Origin of the sequence: Caballeronia sp. LZ065 (genome assembly GCF_031450975.1) — a bacterium.
GTDB lineage: Bacteria > Pseudomonadota > Gammaproteobacteria > Burkholderiales > Burkholderiaceae > Caballeronia.
Genome location: NZ_JARUXV010000003.1, coordinates 578,105 through 594,303 on the forward strand (window position 1 = coordinate 578,105; position 16,199 = coordinate 594,303).

Genomic DNA, 16,199 nt, shown 5'->3' on the forward strand with positions numbered 1-16,199 from the left:
GGCCGGCAAGGCACCGCCCGATCCGCAACGGATCGATACGGTGATACCCGGGGGTGCGGCATGAGCGGCGGTTTTACGGCTGCGCACCTGGCCTATCTGGTGCAATCGATCGGCTGGACCGTGGTGTTGTCGCTGCTCGCGTTCGTGCTGGGCGGCATTGGCGGCTTCGTCGTGATGCTCGCGCGCATCTCGCCGCGCACATGGCTGTCGCGCGTCGCGCTGGTTTATATCGAAGCCATTCAGGGCATCCCGCTGCTGATCCTGCTGTTCATCGTGTACTTCGGCCTGTCCGTGTATGCCTATCAGGTGCCTGCGCTGATCGCGGCGGGCCTTGCCCTGATGGTGTATTCGAGCGCGTATCTCGGCGACATCTGGCGCGGCTGCATCGAGGCGATGCCCAAGCCGCAATGGGAAGCCTCGGAGTGCCTGTCGCTGTCGCGCTGGCAGACCTTGCGGCTCGTGATCATTCCGCAAGCCATGCGCCTCGCGTTGCCGCCCACGGTCGGGTTTCTCGTGCAGTTGATCAAGATGACTTCGCTCGCGTCAGTGATCGGGTTCATCGAACTGACGCGCGCGGGTCAGATCATCAACAACTCGATCTTCCAGCCGTTCCTGATCTTCGGTCTGGTAGGCGCTTTTTATTTCGTTCTGTGCTATCCGCTTTCGCGCTGGAGCCAATCGATGGAGAACAAGCTCAATGTCAGCAATCGTTAAGGTCGACGATATTCACAAGAGCTTCGGCTCCAATCATGTCCTTAAGGGCGTGTCGTTCGAAGTCAACAAGGGCGAGATGATTGCTGTGATCGGCGCGAGTGGCTCGGGCAAGAGCACAGCGTTGCGATGCATTGACCGGCTGGAAACCGTCGATCAAGGTCAGATCGAGGTATGCGGCATACGTGTCGACGATCCCAAGGTGGATCTTCATCATCTGCGCCGCGAAGTGGGCATCGTGTTCCAGAGCTATAACCTCTTCCCTCATCTGACGGTGGAAGAAAACATCATGCTTGCGTTGCGTCACGTGAAGAAAATGTCCCGCGACGAGGCACGGCGCATCGCTTTGAATGTACTGGAGCAGGTTGGACTCGGGCCGAAGGCGGACGCATATCCCGAACAGCTGTCCGGCGGGCAGCAGCAGCGCGTTGCGATTGCGCGCTCTCTGGCGATGTCGCCGAAGGTGATGCTGTTCGACGAAGTGACATCGGCGCTCGATCCACAACTCACGGGCGAAGTGCTTCGCGTCATGGAAGATCTGGCCGCGGACGGCATGACCATGCTGCTGGTCACGCATGAAATGGCCTTTGCCAAGCGCGTGGCGGACCGCATCATCTATATGCATCAGGGGAAGGTCTGGGAAGTCGGCGACGGCAGCATGCTCGATTCGCCGCAGACGCCGGAGCTACGAGCCTTTCTCGATAACGGGCTGTGATTCCTGCTGCATGCATGCAAACACGCATTCGATTCACGCATCAATCCACGCAACAACCATAACGACGGAGACGTAACTTGAAAGCCAAGACAATCTTTGCACGCGCGGCTCTTGCCACGCTGATGCTGGCAGGCGCGGTTCACAGCGCAATGGCCGACCAGCTCGACGACATCAAGAAGGCCGGCGTCGTGCGCGTCGCCATCGCAATGGGCACGCCGCTCTTCAGCTATGCCGACGAGAACCTGAAGCCCGCTGGTTCGGACGTGGATACGGCAGCCGCGCTCGCCAAGGACCTCGGCGTGAAACTCGAACTGGTGCAGATCACCAATGCAGCGCGCATACCGACGCTGCAAGCCAAGCGGGCGGACCTTGTGATCGCGGACTTGTCGATTACTCCGGAACGCGCGAAGGTGGTTGATTTCTCGACGCCTTATGCGGTGATCACGATTATCGTCGGCGGCTTGAAAACGATCAAGGTGAAGGACTATGCCGACCTCGATGGGAAGACCATTGGCCTCACGCGCGCAACCGTGAACGACACGCTCACGACTCAACAGGCGAAGGGGGCGCAGATCCAGCGGTATGAAGACGATGCAACGCTCATCACCTCGATGGTGACCGGGCAGATCGACGTGTTCTCGAGCACGCCGTCGAACCTGCAGGAGATGCAGCACCGTGCGCCTCAACGCAACATCGAGATGAAGTTCGAGCAGAAGAATTTCGATCTCGGCATCGCGATGAACAAGGATCAGCCGCGTCTCAAGGAGTGGGTGAACAACTGGGTTGGCACGAACATGAAGAACGGCAACCTGAACACGATCTATAAGAAGTATCACGGCCGCGATCTGCCGGACAACGTTCGCAAGGGCGCCTGACGCATAGCGTCGCGGTAGTCCGTGGGTCCCCCAGGGCCCTGAAGAAGGGCGGATGGCGCGGGGCGATGAGCCTCGACGTTATTCGCCCTTTTACATTTTGCACGCGGAAGGCAATCGGGCTTTACGTATTCAAAATGCCGGATGCATCGGTCTTTTCGATCGTCGCGCAAGGTGAGCTCTCGCTGTGAGCGGTGAAGCGCTGTGAACACGGTACAAGACAAGATTCACAGACCGGGCATACACTTGCGTCTGCATTTTGCATCGTGCATTCAAAGAGCCGTTGCTTGTGCGTGGCGCATCGACACACGAAGCTTCGTGTCTCTCGCCCCCTGAATCTGCACGACTGCGCCATCTCCCGGAACCATTCCCATGCATGGAGCTGCAACATGGCCACGAAAACCATTGCCGATTACCTTGCAAGGACGCTTGCCGCCGCCGGCGTCGAGCGCATCTGGGGCGTCACGGGCGACAGCCTTAATGGACTCGCCTTCAGCCTGGATCGCGTCGGTTCGATCCGCTGGATGCATACCCGGCACGAGGAAGCCGCCGCGTTCGCAGCCGGGGCCGACGCCGCGACGACCGGCAAGCTGGCCGTCTGCGCGGGCAGCTGCGGGCCGGGTAATCTTCATCTGATCAACGGGCTCTACGACTGTCATCGCAACCATCAGCCGGTGCTGGCCATCGCCGCGCACATTCCCTCGACGGAAATCGGCCTCAACTATTTCCAGGAAACGCATCCGCAGGAGCTGTTCAGGGAGTGCAGTCATTTCGTCGAACTCGTGTCGAACGCATCGCAGTTTCCACGCGTGCTCGAACGAGCGATGCGCGCGGCACTGGATCAGCGCGGCGTCGCGGTGATCGTGCTGCCCGGCGATGTTGCGTTGAGCGAGGGCCCAGGTATCGAGCCTCGCTGGACGGCGAGCGCACCGGGCGCGATCGTTCCTTCCGACACCGAACTCGACAAGCTGGCCGGCCTGCTGAACAGTTGCGAAGCGGTGACGATCATGTGCGGCAGCGGCGTTGCAGGATCGCACGATGAAGTGGTCACCTTGGCGGACACGCTCGGTGCGCCTGTCGTGCATGCGCTGCGTGGCAAGCAGTTCATCGAGTACGACAATCCATTCGATGTCGGCATGACAGGGCTCATCGGTTTCAGCTCCGGCTATCACGCGATGATGAACTGCGACACACTGCTCCTGCTCGGCTGCGACTTTCCTTATCGTCCGTTCTATCCGCCGAACGCGAAGATCGTCCAGATCGACTGGCGCGGCTCGCAACTGGGGCGACGCGCGCAACTGGAGATGGGCGTGGTCGGTACCGTCAAGGAAACGCTCACGGCGTTGCTGCCGAAGCTCAGGCGCAAGGATGAACGACGCTTTCTCGACAATGCGCTCAAGCACTATGCGAGCGCCCGCAAGGGACTCGACGATCTCGCGACGCCTTCCGCGCCGGGCCGGCCGATTCATCCGCAGTACCTGACCAAGCTGATCGACGACATCGCTGCCGAAGACGCCATCTTCACGGCGGACGTCGGCACGCCAACGCTGTGGGCTGCGCGCTATCTGACGATGAACGGCATGCGCCAGTTGCACGGCTCGTTCAACCACGGCTCCATGGCCAATGCGATGCCGCAGGCGCTCGGTGCGCAAGCGGCGCATCCGCAGCGTCAAGTGGTGTCCCTGTCGGGCGATGGCGGTCTGGCCATGCTGCTCGGCGATCTGCTGAGCGCCGTGCAGCTCGACTTGCCGATCAAGGTCGTCGTGTTCAACAACAGCCTGCTCGGGTTCGTGTCGCTGGAACTGAAAGCGGCGGGCTATGTGGATACGAACGTGGACCTCAGCAAGACCGATTTTTCGCAGATCGCAAAGGGAGCGGGAATCTGGTCAGTGCGCGTCGAGGAGTCGGAACAACTCGAGAGTGCGCTGCGAGACGCATTTGCGCACCCGGGGCCCGCGGTCGTGGATGTGGTGACGTCCAAGCACGAACTTTCGCTTCCGCCCGCCATCGAGCTCTCACAGGCGAAGGGTTTCAGCCTTTATATGCTGCGAGCCATCCTGAGCGGCCGCGGCGACGAGATCATCGAACTGGCGCGCACCAATCTTCGTTGATCCCGGACGACGAGCGAAAGCCGGGCGCGCATGAAAAGCGCGCCCGGCTCGGCACATCAGCGTGAGAGCAAAGCGCGACCCGCGCTCAGAAGCGATACGTGACGCCGACCTTGACGATCGGGAAGAAGCGCAGCTTGTCCGCCTTGTTCTGCAGATCCTGTTTCTCCGCATCGACGTTTGCCTGTCCTGCTTCGGCGACGATATCGGCGGGCACGTCGAAGTCGATGTGCGGACGGCCGTACGCGACGCCTGCACCGAAGAATGCCGAGAAGCCCTTCTGCGCAACCGGCGTATGGCCGAAGCCAATGCCGATATAAGGACGGACCGTCGGGAAGCGCGCCTTCGCGTGAATGCTCTGCCCGAGTGTCGAGTACTGCACGCCATTGATCGTGTAGGTGCCGCTCATGCTGGTCGCAGTGGCATCGACGTTATCGCCGCCGACGAGCGCGCCGGCCGTGATACGAAAACCAACCGTGTCAGGCGCCGGAAAAAAATCGAAATACAAGCCGCCGTGATAGATGCTCGCCGTTCCGTCGTAGTGCAGGCCGCCGGCATTGAAGCTATGCGAAAAGCGGAATCCATTGAACTCGGCGCGTACATTGTCGCGGGTGCCAAGCGGCTCGGAGTAGCCGAGGCCGACGCCTTCGGTGCCGATCTGGCCATAGATTTCGCGAGCGTGCGCGAGCGGCGTGGCGAGGGCGGCGAGCACGCCGGCGAGGGCCGCGAGCGCGGCCAACGATGTCTTCATTGCAGAAAAAATTCCAGGGATGGATTGGACGGAAGGGCGTCCTGGCGAAAGCGGCGGAGGGTGCCGGCTGGTGCGAGAGGGCCATGCGCGATGAGCTTGCATCGCGGATAGTTTCGATAACGGAAACGTTTGGCGGATTCTTTAGACGAAAAAGGGCGGCTATGAAGCCGCCCTTCTCGTAACCGGTATTTTCGACTTAGTTTCTTTTCTTGGCGCTCTCCGCACGGAACGCGGCTTCGCCCGCGTCCGACACTTCCACCCATTTCTTGTCGGGCTGGGCATCCGCCACGTAGCTGTCATGCCAGTTCCACCACTTATAGGTGGGCGTCTGCGGATAGCCTTCGGGCGAGTCTTCCCAGAGCTCCTGCCGCCCCAGCGGCGTGATGTCGAGATAGTTCCACGTATTGCCCATCTGCTCATCGCCGCGATTGTTGATGAAGTAGGTTCGATACAGGCTGTCGCCGTCGCGGAAGAAGACATTCGTGCCGTGCCATTCGCCCACGGCGAAGTCCTTGTCGAACTGATCCGTGATGGTGACCCACGGTATCTCCCATCCCATACGTTGCTTCAGTCTTGCAATGTTTTCCTGCGGCGCGCGCGATGCGAACACCAGCGTCGTGTCGCGCGCATTCAGGTGTGCAGGATGCGCGACCTGGTCCGCGACCATCGAACAGCCGCGGCAGGCATGCTCGGGCCAGCCGAACACATCGGGCTCGAAGAACGCGCGATAAACGATTAATTGACGGCGCCCATCGAAGAGATCGAGCAGGCTCAGCGTACCGCTCGGGGTTTCGAACCGGTAATCCGTCTCTACAGCCATCCAGGGCATGCGGCGACGCTCGGCGGCAAGCGCATCGCGTGCTCGAGTGTGTTCCTTTTCTTTCACGAGGAGCCGCTCGCGCGCAGCCTCCCATTCAGCCGGCGAGACAACCGCCGGCGTTTGCATGCCCGCTTGCGGGCCATTCCCTGCTGTTTCGTCCGATGCAGTCATGACTTGCGTCTCCTCCTGAACAAGAACGTGAGCGTTGCGCCAGTGTGAGGCTGCGACGCGCGGTTCGGGAGTAACAAGTGTGACGCCATTTGCATCGGACTGTCTGGAGGATGGCGGCGCGTACGCTCACGCGGCGGCTGGCCGGCATGCGCCGAGTCCGCGCCAGTAAGTGATGAAGCGCCCTCCGAACATGCCTGCAACAAGTCCCGATATGGCCGCATCGAGCAACGCATAGTGGACGAGCGAGGTGGCAAGCATCGTCGTGGCCATTTCGAAGCCGATCCAGAACTTGGCGATGAAGATGACGGCGATCAGCACAAGCGGAACGAAGGAGCCCGGCAGCATCACGGTGCGAGCAATCGGATCGACGATGAAACGCGTACGGCTCGCGGTGAACATGCCGCCCGCGATACCTGCTCCGACACCGATGATCCACGCCAGGACGGCGCTCCACCCCGCGTACGGGTCCGACATCAGATGCGCGATACCCAGGCCGGCAAAAATCAGCGGCATCACGGCGAGTTTCGAAAGCGGCGCGGTGTTGGTCTTCAAGGCCCTGATTCCGCGATACAGAAGAAATGCGAGCAGCACCCAGACCCAGGTCGGCGTGCCCTGAAGGATTGCAATTGGCGACATGACGATCTCCTTGTTGTGGTCACGGGACGACTCATGGGGCTGGCATTCGCGCCATGAGTCTTCGTTCTTGCGCAGCATGAAGGAAACGAATTAGCGCGAAATTAAAAAGCGGAACGGCCCGTATCGACGCAAGCGGCGTCGGAATTAAGCGAATTCAGAATAGAACCGCGCTGACAGGTAAAATGCGGCGCCTGATTGATTTTTCTTGCCGCACCGCGCGCGATCCGCGCCTGACGGCACGGCGATCAGGCGGCCCAGGTGCCCAGGCGGCCGCCCCACGAGGGCAATCTTGCTGCACATGGGCCCATTTGTTTCGCGCGAGATCAGACGATCGTTCCTGCGCAGCCGGCACCCCCGGCGCCGCGGCAGCCACCGCGGTTCCGCCAGTAAGGCACGACACGCTACCCACACGACTTTCGAGGATTGTTTCCATGCTTGCCCGCATCACCCGCCTTTTTCCGCTCTGGGCCGTGCTGGTTTCCATCGCCGCCTACGCCGAGCCTTCGTCCGTGACGGGCATCGCACCGCACGTCACGACGCTTTTGACCATCATCATGTTGTCGATGGGCGTCACGCTTTCCCTCGACGATTTCCGGCGCGTGTTCACGCGTCCCGCGCCCGTGATTGCCGGCATCGTTCTGCATTACCTCGTCATGCCGCTCGCCGCCTGGGTGATCGCCAAGGCGCTGCGCATGCCTCCCGACCTGACGGCCGGCATGGTGCTGGTGGGCAGCGTCGCGAGCGGTACGGCGTCGAACGTGATGATCTATCTGGCGCGCGGCGACGTGGCGCTGTCAGTCACGATCAGCGCACTGTCGACGCTGGTCGGCGTGTTCGCTACGCCGCTGCTCACGCGCCTTTACGTCGATGCGTCCATCGTGGTCGACGTGCACGGCATGCTGATGAGCATCGTCCAGATCGTGGCGCTGCCGATCGTCGTCGGTCTCGTCGTCAATCATCTGTTCGGCAAGATCGTGCGCAAGATCGAGTGGGTCTTGCCGCTCGTGTCGATGGTGTCGATTCTGCTGATCATCGCGGCGGTCGTCGGCGGTACGCAAAAGAGCATTGCCTCGGTCGGTCTCGTGGTGGCTCTGGGCGTGGTGCTGCACAACGGCATCGGGCTGCTGGGCGGTTACTGGGGCGGACGTCTGCTCGGTTTCGACGAGGCTGTCTGCCGCACGCTTGCCATCGAAGTCGGCATGCAGAATTCGGGTCTTGCCGCGACGCTCGGCAAGCTGTACTTCACCCCGATCGCCGCGCTCCCGGGCGCCTTGTTCTCGGTGTGGCACAACCTGTCAGGTTCAGTGCTGGCTGGCTATTGGGCAGGCCGTCCCGCCAAGGGCGCGACGCGGGATGAGGATGCCGACGCTGCTGTCGCTCGACATGGCTAAGAAATAGCGGAACCACTTGTTCCGGATAGAAGGCGTGCCGCAACTTGCGGGCACGCCTTTTTTGTACAACCGTGCCTGGTGCTCACGCTCCCAGCAGTTCCCTGATCTTCGCCTCAGTCTCCGCATAACGGCCTTCCCCATAGTGCCGGTACACGATCCTGCCGTCCTGGTCGATCAGGTAGAGCGCGGGCCAGTACTGATTGCCGTAGGCGTTCCACGTCGCGTAGGCATTGTCCTGCGCAACGGGAAAGTCGATGCCGTAGCGTTGAATCGCCTTCTTCAGGTTTCCGGTGTCGCGCTCGAAGCCGTATTCGGGCGTATGCACGCCCACGACGACGAGTCCCTTGTCGCGATAACGCGCATACCAGTCCTTCACATGCGGCAGCGTATGCGCGCAGTTGATGCAGTCGAAGGTCCAGAAATCGACCAGCACGACTTTTCCGTGCATTTGCTTCAGATTCAGTGGCGCGCTGTTGAGCCAGTTGTCGATGCCGGTGAATTCCGGCGCCTGGACCGCGATCTGGCGCGCCGGATCCGGTTCGGACGACGCCCCCGTCGATGCGAAGGCGGTCAGCGCGGCCACCGCTCCGAAGGCGGCAATCATGGCGGCAGCGAAGGCGGCGATCTTGATGCGATCGAACATGAGGATTCTCCTTTCCGGTTGGCGTGGAGCGTATTGAAGCGCGCGGATGTATCGGGCGCTTGTCCCGGCAGGGGTCCTTCGGCATCGCTGTGTATCCGAGGGTGTTGCAGATACATGGCGATACATGGAGCGGGTTCGTTCCGCTATTTCCAAGGCAGTCGTTGCAATAAAAGACCGAACGTTTCAGACCGGTTTTTTCCGGAACGCGGGGCGATTATCGTCACCGCGAGGACCACGTTCGCGCGCGGTTTCCGAGCCCTCAACCTCACGAAAAGTCATGCAGGACAGCCCGTCTAGGTGCATTCCCTAGCGTCGCCGCATCAGCCTCACTCCGCCAGACCCATCTCCGCTCAAGTTCGACGCCCGCAAAGCCGCATCCACACACGCTTCCAGCGATTCACCCGCCCTTGCACCGTTTTCCCGCATCGTCTGCACCACGGGAATCCATTACCAGAAGTATCGGAAAGGGCGCAGAAAATGTCGGTGGATGATCGAAATTGACCAGTTACGCTTCATTCCAACGCAACGAACGCCGGAATGTGATCGGCGCTGTCGACCCGGATCGTACTCGAAGGACGCCCATGGCAGACGTCCCCAACGTTCCGGTTTTCTCGAACTTGCCAGCTGGAATGAATCGATGATTCCGAACCTAACGCTCGCACCGGGCGACCTGTCAAAAGCGGTTTCCGCAGAACCGGACAGCCTGTCGCCGGCCCGATCCGTCGCCGCTTCGAAGACCGAGATCCTCACGGTCAAGAATCTCTCGAAGATCTTCGGCGCCAAACCCGAGCGTGCGCAGGAACTCCTGAACCAGGGCCTCGGCCGCAACGAAATCTTCGCGCAGACCGGCAACATGGTCGCGGTCGACGACGTCAGCCTCGCTGTCAATGCAGGCGAAATCTTTGTCATCATGGGACTGTCCGGCTCGGGCAAGTCCACGCTTGTTCGCTTGCTGAATCGTCTGATCGAGCCGACCTCGGGGCAGGTGATTCTCGAAGGCCGCGACATCGCGCCGATGAACGTGAACGAATTGCGCGCGGTGCGCCGCGAAAAAATGGCAATGGTGTTCCAGTCTTTTGCGCTGCTGCCGAACCGCTCGGTGATCGACAACATTGCATACGGACTCGAAGTCGCCGGCAAGAAAAAATCGGAACGATATGACATTGCCCGCGCCGCGCTGACGCGCGTCGGTCTGGCTTCCTACGAAAAACTGCTGCCGAGCGAACTGTCGGGCGGCATGCAGCAACGCGTCGGACTGGCGCGCGCGCTCGCGGTGAATCCCGCGGTGCTCCTGATGGACGAAGCGTTCTCGGCGCTCGACCCGCTGATCCGCTTCGAGATGCAGAACGAATTGCTGCGCTTGCAAAAAGAGGAGCAGCGCACGATCGTCTTCATCTCGCATGACATCGAGGAAGCCGTGAAGATCGGCGGACGCATCGGCATCATGAAAGATGGCCGATTGATTCAGGTCGGCACGCCCGCTGAACTGATTCAGTCGCCCGCCGACGATTACGTCCGCGACTTCTTCCGCAACGTCGACGTGTCGCGCTTCCTCGCTGCATCCAGCCTGCTCACGAAGGTCGAGCGCGGCCTGATTGCCTGCGACGGCGGCGCACCGTCGGAACGCTATCTGAACAGCCTGATCGACAGCGGCGCCGACTGCGGTTACGTCTGCGATGAAGCCGGACGCTATCAAGGATGTGTGACGCCTGCATCGCTGCACAAGAGCGGCGCGCGTCCGATTCGCGAAGCCATGTTGCGCGACGTTGCCGCCGTGCCGCTCGACGCCGATCTGCATCGGCTCGCGGCCATCGCACTCAGTCAGGAACACGACGTGCCCGTCACCGACGCACAAGGCCGGCTCGCCGGCGTCGTCTCGTGCCGCACGATTCTCAAGCAGGTCATGGAGCGGAGGGCAGCATGAACGGTTCGAGCAGTTCTATTTTCGGCAAGTTCGCCGAGGACGCGGTCAATTTCTTGTTCTCGCATTTTCGCGGCGGCTTCGATGCATTTTCTGCCGCGCTCGGCGCGGTCATCAAGGTGCTCGAAGATGGCCTGGGCGCGGTCCCTTTCATCGCGATGCTGGTGATCCTGATGGCGCTCGCGCTGTGGCGCAAGGGTGTGGTGTTCGCGGCGTTCGTCGGCGTGGCGCTCTATGCGATCAACTACATGGGGCTCTGGGCGCAGACGGTGTCCACGCTCGCGCTGGTGATCGCGGCCACCTTCTTCAGTCTCGTGATCGGCGTGCCGCTCGGCATCTGGGGCGCGCGCAGCAATCGCGCCGAAGTCGTGCTGCGCTCGCTGCTCGACTTCATGCAGACGATGCCCGCGTTCGTCTACCTGATTCCCGCCGTGATCCTGTTCGGTCTCGGCCGCGTGCCCGCGGTGATCGCGACCATCGTGTTCGCCATGCCGCCCGTCGTGCGCCTGACCACGCTCGGCATCCGCCAGGTGCGTGAAGAGCTGCTCGAAGCAGGCCGCGCGTTCGGCAGCACTGACACACAACTGCTGTGGAAGATCCAGTTGCCCAACGCACTGCCGTCGATCATGGCAGGCGTGAACCAGACCATCATGATGGCGCTGTCGATGGTGGTGGTCGCATCGATGATCGGTGCGGGCGGCCTCGGCGAGTACGTGTTGAGCGGTATCCAGCGTCTCGACATCGGCATTGGCTTCGAAGGCGGTCTCGGCGTCGTGCTGCTCGCGATCATCCTCGACCGTCTGACGGAAAGCTTCGGCGTCAAGGCCAGGAAGGCAAAGAAGAAGAAGGTCATCTCCACGCCGGTCACGCCCTCCAAGGCCGCGCAGACCTGACCGAAGAAAGGCGCCGGCAACGACCGGCGCAATAGCAAACCAGACCACACACTGACACACCCCATCCGGAGTCGAAATGAAGAACCTGTCCATCAAGGCAATGCTCGCGAAGGTGCTGATGCCTGCTGTCGTCGCCTTCGGCGTGGCGTCCGCTCCCGCCATGTCCGCCGAGCCGCTCAAGATCGCCGTCACCAACTGGGCCGACGTGCTCGCCGTCGCCAATGTCGCGAAGTATGTGCTCGAGACGCAACTGAAGCAGCCGGTGCAGTTCGTGCAGGCGGACATCGGCATCCAGTATCAGGGCGTGGCGCGCGGCGACCTGGACATCATGGTGGGCGGCTGGTTGCCAGTCACGCACGGTCAGTATGTGGCGCGCTACAAGAACGATCTCGATGACGTCGGCATCATCTACACGGGCGGCAAGAACGGCTGGGCCGTGCCGGCGTATGTGCCCGAGTCGCAGGTGTCGTCCATCGAGGACCTGAAGAAGCCCGACGTGCAGAAGCAGCTCAACGGCGTGATCCAGGGCATCGAACCGGGCGGTGGACTGATGCAGGCATCGGAGAAGACCATCAAGGCCTATGACCTCTCCGGTTATCACCTGCAATCCGCAAGCGAGGCGGGCATGCTCGCCTCCATCCAGCGCGCCTATCAGTCGAAGCAATGGATCGTCGCGACCGTGTGGAGCCCGCATTGGCTGTTCCAGAAATGGCAGATGCGCTATCTGAAGGATCCGAAGGGCACGCTCGGCGGCGAAGAACAGGTGCATGCATTCGCGTCCAAGCAGTTCGCAGGCAAGTTCCCGCGCGCCGATGTCTTCTTCAAGCATCTGAAGCTCGATCTCGCGGATGTGGAAGCGATCGAGTTCGAGGGCAACAGCACGAACGACTATGCGACGGCCGCAAAGAAGTTCGTCGATGCACACCCCGACAAGCTGAAGGCATGGCTGGCGCAATAACGCCCTGCAATTTGCTGCACGATCCACGCGGAGTCTTCTTGTGAACGCATATGCGCGTTTCTTTGGCGAGAGCTTGCAGAGCCACGATCCCGTCATCGCCGCGGAGATCGCGCTCGAACTGCGTCGTCAGCAGAGCCAGATCGAACTGATCGCATCGGAGAACATCGTGTCGTCGGCTGTGCTCGAGGCGCAGGGCACGGTGTTGACGAACAAGTACGCGGAAGGCTATCCGGGCAAGCGCTATTACGGCGGCTGCGAGCATGTGGATCGCATCGAGGCGCTGGCCATCGATCGCGTCAAGGCGCTGTTCGACGCGGGCTTCGCCAACGTGCAGCCGCATTCCGGCGCGCAGGCGAACAGTGCGGTGATGCTTGCGCTGCTCGCACCGGGCGACACCGTGATGGGCATGTCGCTCGATGCAGGCGGCCATCTTACGCACGGCGCGCGTCCGGCGCTCTCGGGCAAATGGTTCAACGCCGTGCAGTACGGCGTGAGCCCGGAGACGCTGCGCCTCGATTACGACGCGGTGCGGCGTCTTGCCGAGACGCATCGGCCGAAGCTGATCATTGCCGGCTTCTCCGCGTATCCGCGTGCGCTGGATTTCGCCGCGTTCCGTGAGATAGCGGATCGCGTCGGCGCGATGTTGATGGTGGACATGGCGCATTTCGCGGGGATCGTCGCGGCGGGCAAGCATGAGAACCCGGTGCCGTTCGCCGATGTGGTCACGTCGACGACCCACAAGACACTGCGCGGCCCGCGCGGAGGCTTCATCCTGACCAATCACGCAGAGCTCGCGAAAAAGATCGACGCAGCGGTGTTTCCAGGCGCGCAGGGCGGTCCGTTGATGCATGCGATCGCGGGCAAGGCAGTGGCTTTCGGCGAGGCGCTGCGGCCCGAATTCGGCGCCTACATCGAGCGGATGCTGCGCAATGCACAGGCGCTCGGCAGGGTGTTGCAAGCAGGCGGCCTGAGTCTCGTCACGGGCGGCACCGACAACCACCTGCTGCTCGTGGACCTGCGTAGCAAAGGCCTCACCGGCATGCAGGCCGAGAAGGCGCTGGAGCGCGCCGGCATGACCTGCAACAGGAACGGCATCCCATTCGATACCGGGAACCCGACCGTCACCTCCGGCATTCGCCTCGGGACGCCGGCCGGCACCACGCGAGGCCTGGGTGTCGCGGAGTTCGAAGAGATTGGAGGCATGATCCTGCAAGTCATCGCGGCGCTCGTGCGCGATCCCCGCGGCGACGAGCAGGTGGAGCGTTCAGTGCGTGCGCAGGTGCGCGAACTGTGCGCGCGGTTCCCTATTTACACGCGTGCGGAAGCACTGGTCTGACGCATCGCAAACGACGACACACGAACCTACTTCAGAGAGACGATCATGAGCTTCGAAGGCGTACATACTGCGCTGGTTACCCCGTTCAAGGCCGACGGCGAAATCGATCACGACATGCTCGGAAAGCATGCGGCGAGTCTTGTCGGGCGGGTGACGGGACTCGGCGTGGGCGGCACGACGGGCGAATACTATGCGCTGAGTTTCGACGAGCGCGTCAAGACATTCGATACCGTGGCGCAAGCGGTGGGCGGCAAGACCTGGCTCACGGCGGGCATCAATGCAACCACCACGAGCGAAGTGCTGCGTCTCGGTCACGAGGCGAAGCGCGCGGGCTACGACGCGTTGCTGGTGGCCGCGCCTTACTACGTGCAGCCGACACAGGACGAATTGCTGACGCATCTGCTGAAGATCGACGATGCACTCGATCTGCCGGTCATGCTCTATAACTTCCCGGCACGCACCGGCACCGCGATCGGCGATGAAGTGCTCACGAAGCTGCTCGAGCGTCCCAACTTCGCTGCAATGAAGGAAAGCACCGGCGATATCGCGCATCTCCATCATCTCGCGACGCAACTTCCCGACCGCTTCGTCCTCAGTTGCGGCATGGACGACCAGGCGCTGGAATTCTTCGCGTGGGGCGTGCGGAGCTGGGTCGCGGGCGCATCGAACTTCCTGCCCGAAGCGCATACGGAATTGCTCGAAACCTGCGTGAAACAGGGCGATTTCAACAAAGGGCGCACACTCATGACGCAGCTCTTGCCCGTGCTCGAACTGCTCGAACGCAGCGGCAAGTTCATTCAGTACGTGCGCTATGGCTGCGAGCTTGCGGGCACGCGTGTGGGTCATGCGCGCGCGCCGCTCGGCACGCTCACCGACGAAGAGCGCAACGCTTTCGCGAAGCTCGTTCAACCTCTGCTGCGCAACGCTCAGTAAACCTGCATGGCCTCGAAACTGGATTTCGCGCATCTGCCTGCTCCGGATGGCGTCAACGGCTGGTGGGAAAGTCTGCCGCCGGCCGCGCCCGCGAGGACCGTGACGGGTGAACTCACCTTCGACTACGTCGTGGTGGGCGGAGGCATTACCGGATTGTGCGCGGCGCGGCGCCTGGCCGAACTCGCACCGGACGCGTCGGTCGCCTTGGTCGAGGCCGACCGCATCGGCCGCTCCACGGCGGGCCGCAACTCGGGCTTTTTCGTGGACCTGCCGCACGACATCAGCAGCGAGAGTTATTCGCGCAGTGTCGAGGCCGACAAGGCCGATGTCCGTCTGCAACGGCACGGCATCGACTATGTGTGTTCGATCGTGAAGCAGCATGGCATCGATTGCGACTGGCGCGACGACGGCAAGTATCACGCGTCGGTCAACAAGAAGGGACATGCAGCGCTCACGCATTTCGCGGAAGGTCTTGCACGCATCGGCGAAGCGTGCGAATGGCTCGATCGAAGCGCCATCGAGAAGGTGACAGGCACGCCGTTCTATGAAAGCGCGCTCTTCACACCGGGATGCAGCACGGTTCAGCCGGCCGCGTTGATGCGTGGCCTCGCAGCGACGCAACCGCCGAACGTGACCGTGTTCGAGCTGAGCGCGGTGAAGGGCATGGATTCGCGCGGCGCGACGAAGCTGCTGAAGTTCGCGGGCGGCAGCATCACGACACCGCGCGTCGTGCTCTGCACCAACGCCTATGCGGCGACCTTCGGCGGCCATCCAAATGGCCTCTTGCCGGTCTATACCTTCGCGTCGATGTCGCGGCCGATGAACCCCGACGAAATCGCGCAGCTTGGCGGCATGCAGTCGTGGGCGCTGATTCCCGCCGACCCGATGGGCACGACCGTGCGCCGGCTCGCGAATCACCGCATCTGCATTCGCAATCACTTCGCGTTCCGGCCGAACCTGTCCGTCTCGGACAGCGATCTCGCGAAGTCGCGACAACTGCATCAACGTTCGTTCGAACGCCGCTTTCCGATGTTGAAGAACGTCGATCTGCAATACACCTGGGGCGGGGCGCTGTGCCTGTCTGCGAACAATGGCGCGCTGTTCGGGCAGCGCGAGCAGGGCGTGTTCGAAGCGATCGGCTGCAATGGTCTGGGACTGAGCCGCGGCTCGGCGTCGGGCAAGCTGATTGCCGAATATGCGCTCGGCGAATCCCATGCGTTGATCGATCAACTGCTGCGACAACCGCATCCGCGTTCCTTGCCGATGCGGCCAATCGCCGACGTCGCGGTGAGCGCCGCGATCTGGATGAAGGAATTCTCGGCGGGCGCCGAGCTTTGAAT

The 16,199-nt window shown here is 62.0% G+C and carries 15 protein-coding genes; 11 read left to right on the forward strand and 4 right to left on the reverse strand.

From position 1 onward, the window contains the following. The first annotated feature begins 60 nt into the window (after positions 1–60). The 4 genes from QCE63_RS22845 (at position 61) to poxB (ending at position 4,409) form a co-directional block, all read left to right on the forward strand. The gene (locus tag QCE63_RS22845) at positions 61–714 is read left to right on the forward strand and encodes an amino acid ABC transporter permease (protein WP_309836201.1); all 654 of its coding nucleotides are present in this window, start codon (positions 61–63) and stop codon (positions 712–714) included. Next, positions 698–1,426, forward strand: coding sequence for an amino acid ABC transporter ATP-binding protein (locus tag QCE63_RS22850; RefSeq protein ID WP_309836202.1), 729 nt, complete (start codon positions 698–700; stop codon positions 1,424–1,426). Before QCE63_RS22845 ends, QCE63_RS22850 begins: the two co-directional genes overlap by 17 nt. 77 nt (positions 1,427–1,503) lie before the next feature. Next, positions 1,504–2,301 (forward strand): transporter substrate-binding domain-containing protein, encoded by a 798-nt coding sequence (locus QCE63_RS22855; RefSeq protein ID WP_309836204.1) that lies wholly within the window; start codon positions 1,504–1,506, stop codon positions 2,299–2,301. A 386-nt stretch (positions 2,302–2,687) separates the two neighbouring features. Next, complete coding sequence (gene poxB / locus QCE63_RS22860) at positions 2,688–4,409, forward strand: ubiquinone-dependent pyruvate dehydrogenase (protein WP_309836206.1); 1,722 nt, start codon at positions 2,688–2,690, stop codon at positions 4,407–4,409. 85 nt (positions 4,410–4,494) lie between these two features. On the opposite strand, the gene QCE63_RS22865 is transcribed toward poxB, so the two are convergent. The 3 genes from QCE63_RS22865 to QCE63_RS22875 all read right to left on the reverse strand — a co-directional run bounded on the left by QCE63_RS22865 (position 4,495) and on the right by QCE63_RS22875 (position 6,784). Further along, complete coding sequence (locus QCE63_RS22865) at positions 4,495–5,157, reverse strand: hypothetical protein (protein ID WP_309836208.1); 663 nt, start codon at positions 5,155–5,157, stop codon at positions 4,495–4,497. 196 nt (positions 5,158–5,353) lie between these two features. Then, entirely contained in the window at positions 5,354–6,148 is a 795-nt protein-coding gene (locus tag QCE63_RS22870) for a DUF899 domain-containing protein (protein WP_309836210.1), read from the reverse strand. A gap of 126 nt (positions 6,149–6,274) precedes the next feature. Beyond that, entirely contained in the window at positions 6,275–6,784 is a 510-nt protein-coding gene (locus QCE63_RS22875; RefSeq protein ID WP_309836211.1) for a DUF6622 family protein, read from the reverse strand. 431 nt (positions 6,785–7,215) lie between these two features. Here QCE63_RS22875 and QCE63_RS22880 point away from each other — a divergent pair, with 431 nt between their 5' ends. Then, positions 7,216–8,175, forward strand: coding sequence for a bile acid:sodium symporter family protein (locus QCE63_RS22880; RefSeq protein WP_309836212.1), 960 nt, complete (start codon positions 7,216–7,218; stop codon positions 8,173–8,175). An 82-nt stretch (positions 8,176–8,257) separates the two neighbouring features. On the opposite strand, the gene QCE63_RS22885 is transcribed toward QCE63_RS22880, so the two are convergent. Then, on the reverse strand, positions 8,258–8,818 hold the full coding sequence (locus QCE63_RS22885; RefSeq protein WP_309836213.1) for a thioredoxin family protein: 561 nt from the start codon (positions 8,816–8,818) through the stop codon (positions 8,258–8,260). A gap of 637 nt (positions 8,819–9,455) precedes the next feature. Between QCE63_RS22885 and QCE63_RS22890 the strand changes: the two genes are divergently transcribed. The 6 genes from QCE63_RS22890 (at position 9,456) to QCE63_RS22915 (ending at position 16,197) form a co-directional block, all read left to right on the forward strand. After that, complete coding sequence (locus QCE63_RS22890) at positions 9,456–10,742, forward strand: glycine betaine/L-proline ABC transporter ATP-binding protein (RefSeq protein ID WP_309836214.1); 1,287 nt, start codon at positions 9,456–9,458, stop codon at positions 10,740–10,742. After that, positions 10,739–11,632: a proline/glycine betaine ABC transporter permease gene (locus QCE63_RS22895; protein ID WP_309836215.1), complete on the forward strand. Its 894-nt coding sequence runs from the start codon at positions 10,739–10,741 to the stop codon at positions 11,630–11,632. Before QCE63_RS22890 ends, QCE63_RS22895 begins: the two co-directional genes overlap by 4 nt. 76 nt (positions 11,633–11,708) lie before the next feature. After that, positions 11,709–12,590, forward strand: coding sequence for a glycine betaine ABC transporter substrate-binding protein (locus tag QCE63_RS22900; protein ID WP_309836217.1), 882 nt, complete (start codon positions 11,709–11,711; stop codon positions 12,588–12,590). Between the two features lie 40 nt (positions 12,591–12,630). Next, entirely contained in the window at positions 12,631–13,926 is a 1,296-nt protein-coding gene (gene glyA / locus QCE63_RS22905) for a serine hydroxymethyltransferase (protein WP_404990168.1), read from the forward strand. Between the two features lie 45 nt (positions 13,927–13,971). Continuing rightward, entirely contained in the window at positions 13,972–14,859 is an 888-nt protein-coding gene (locus QCE63_RS22910) for a dihydrodipicolinate synthase family protein (protein ID WP_309836219.1), read from the forward strand. A 6-nt stretch (positions 14,860–14,865) separates the two neighbouring features. Further along, complete coding sequence (locus QCE63_RS22915) at positions 14,866–16,197, forward strand: FAD-binding oxidoreductase (RefSeq protein ID WP_309836220.1); 1,332 nt, start codon at positions 14,866–14,868, stop codon at positions 16,195–16,197. The last annotated feature ends 2 nt before the right edge of the window (positions 16,198–16,199 follow it).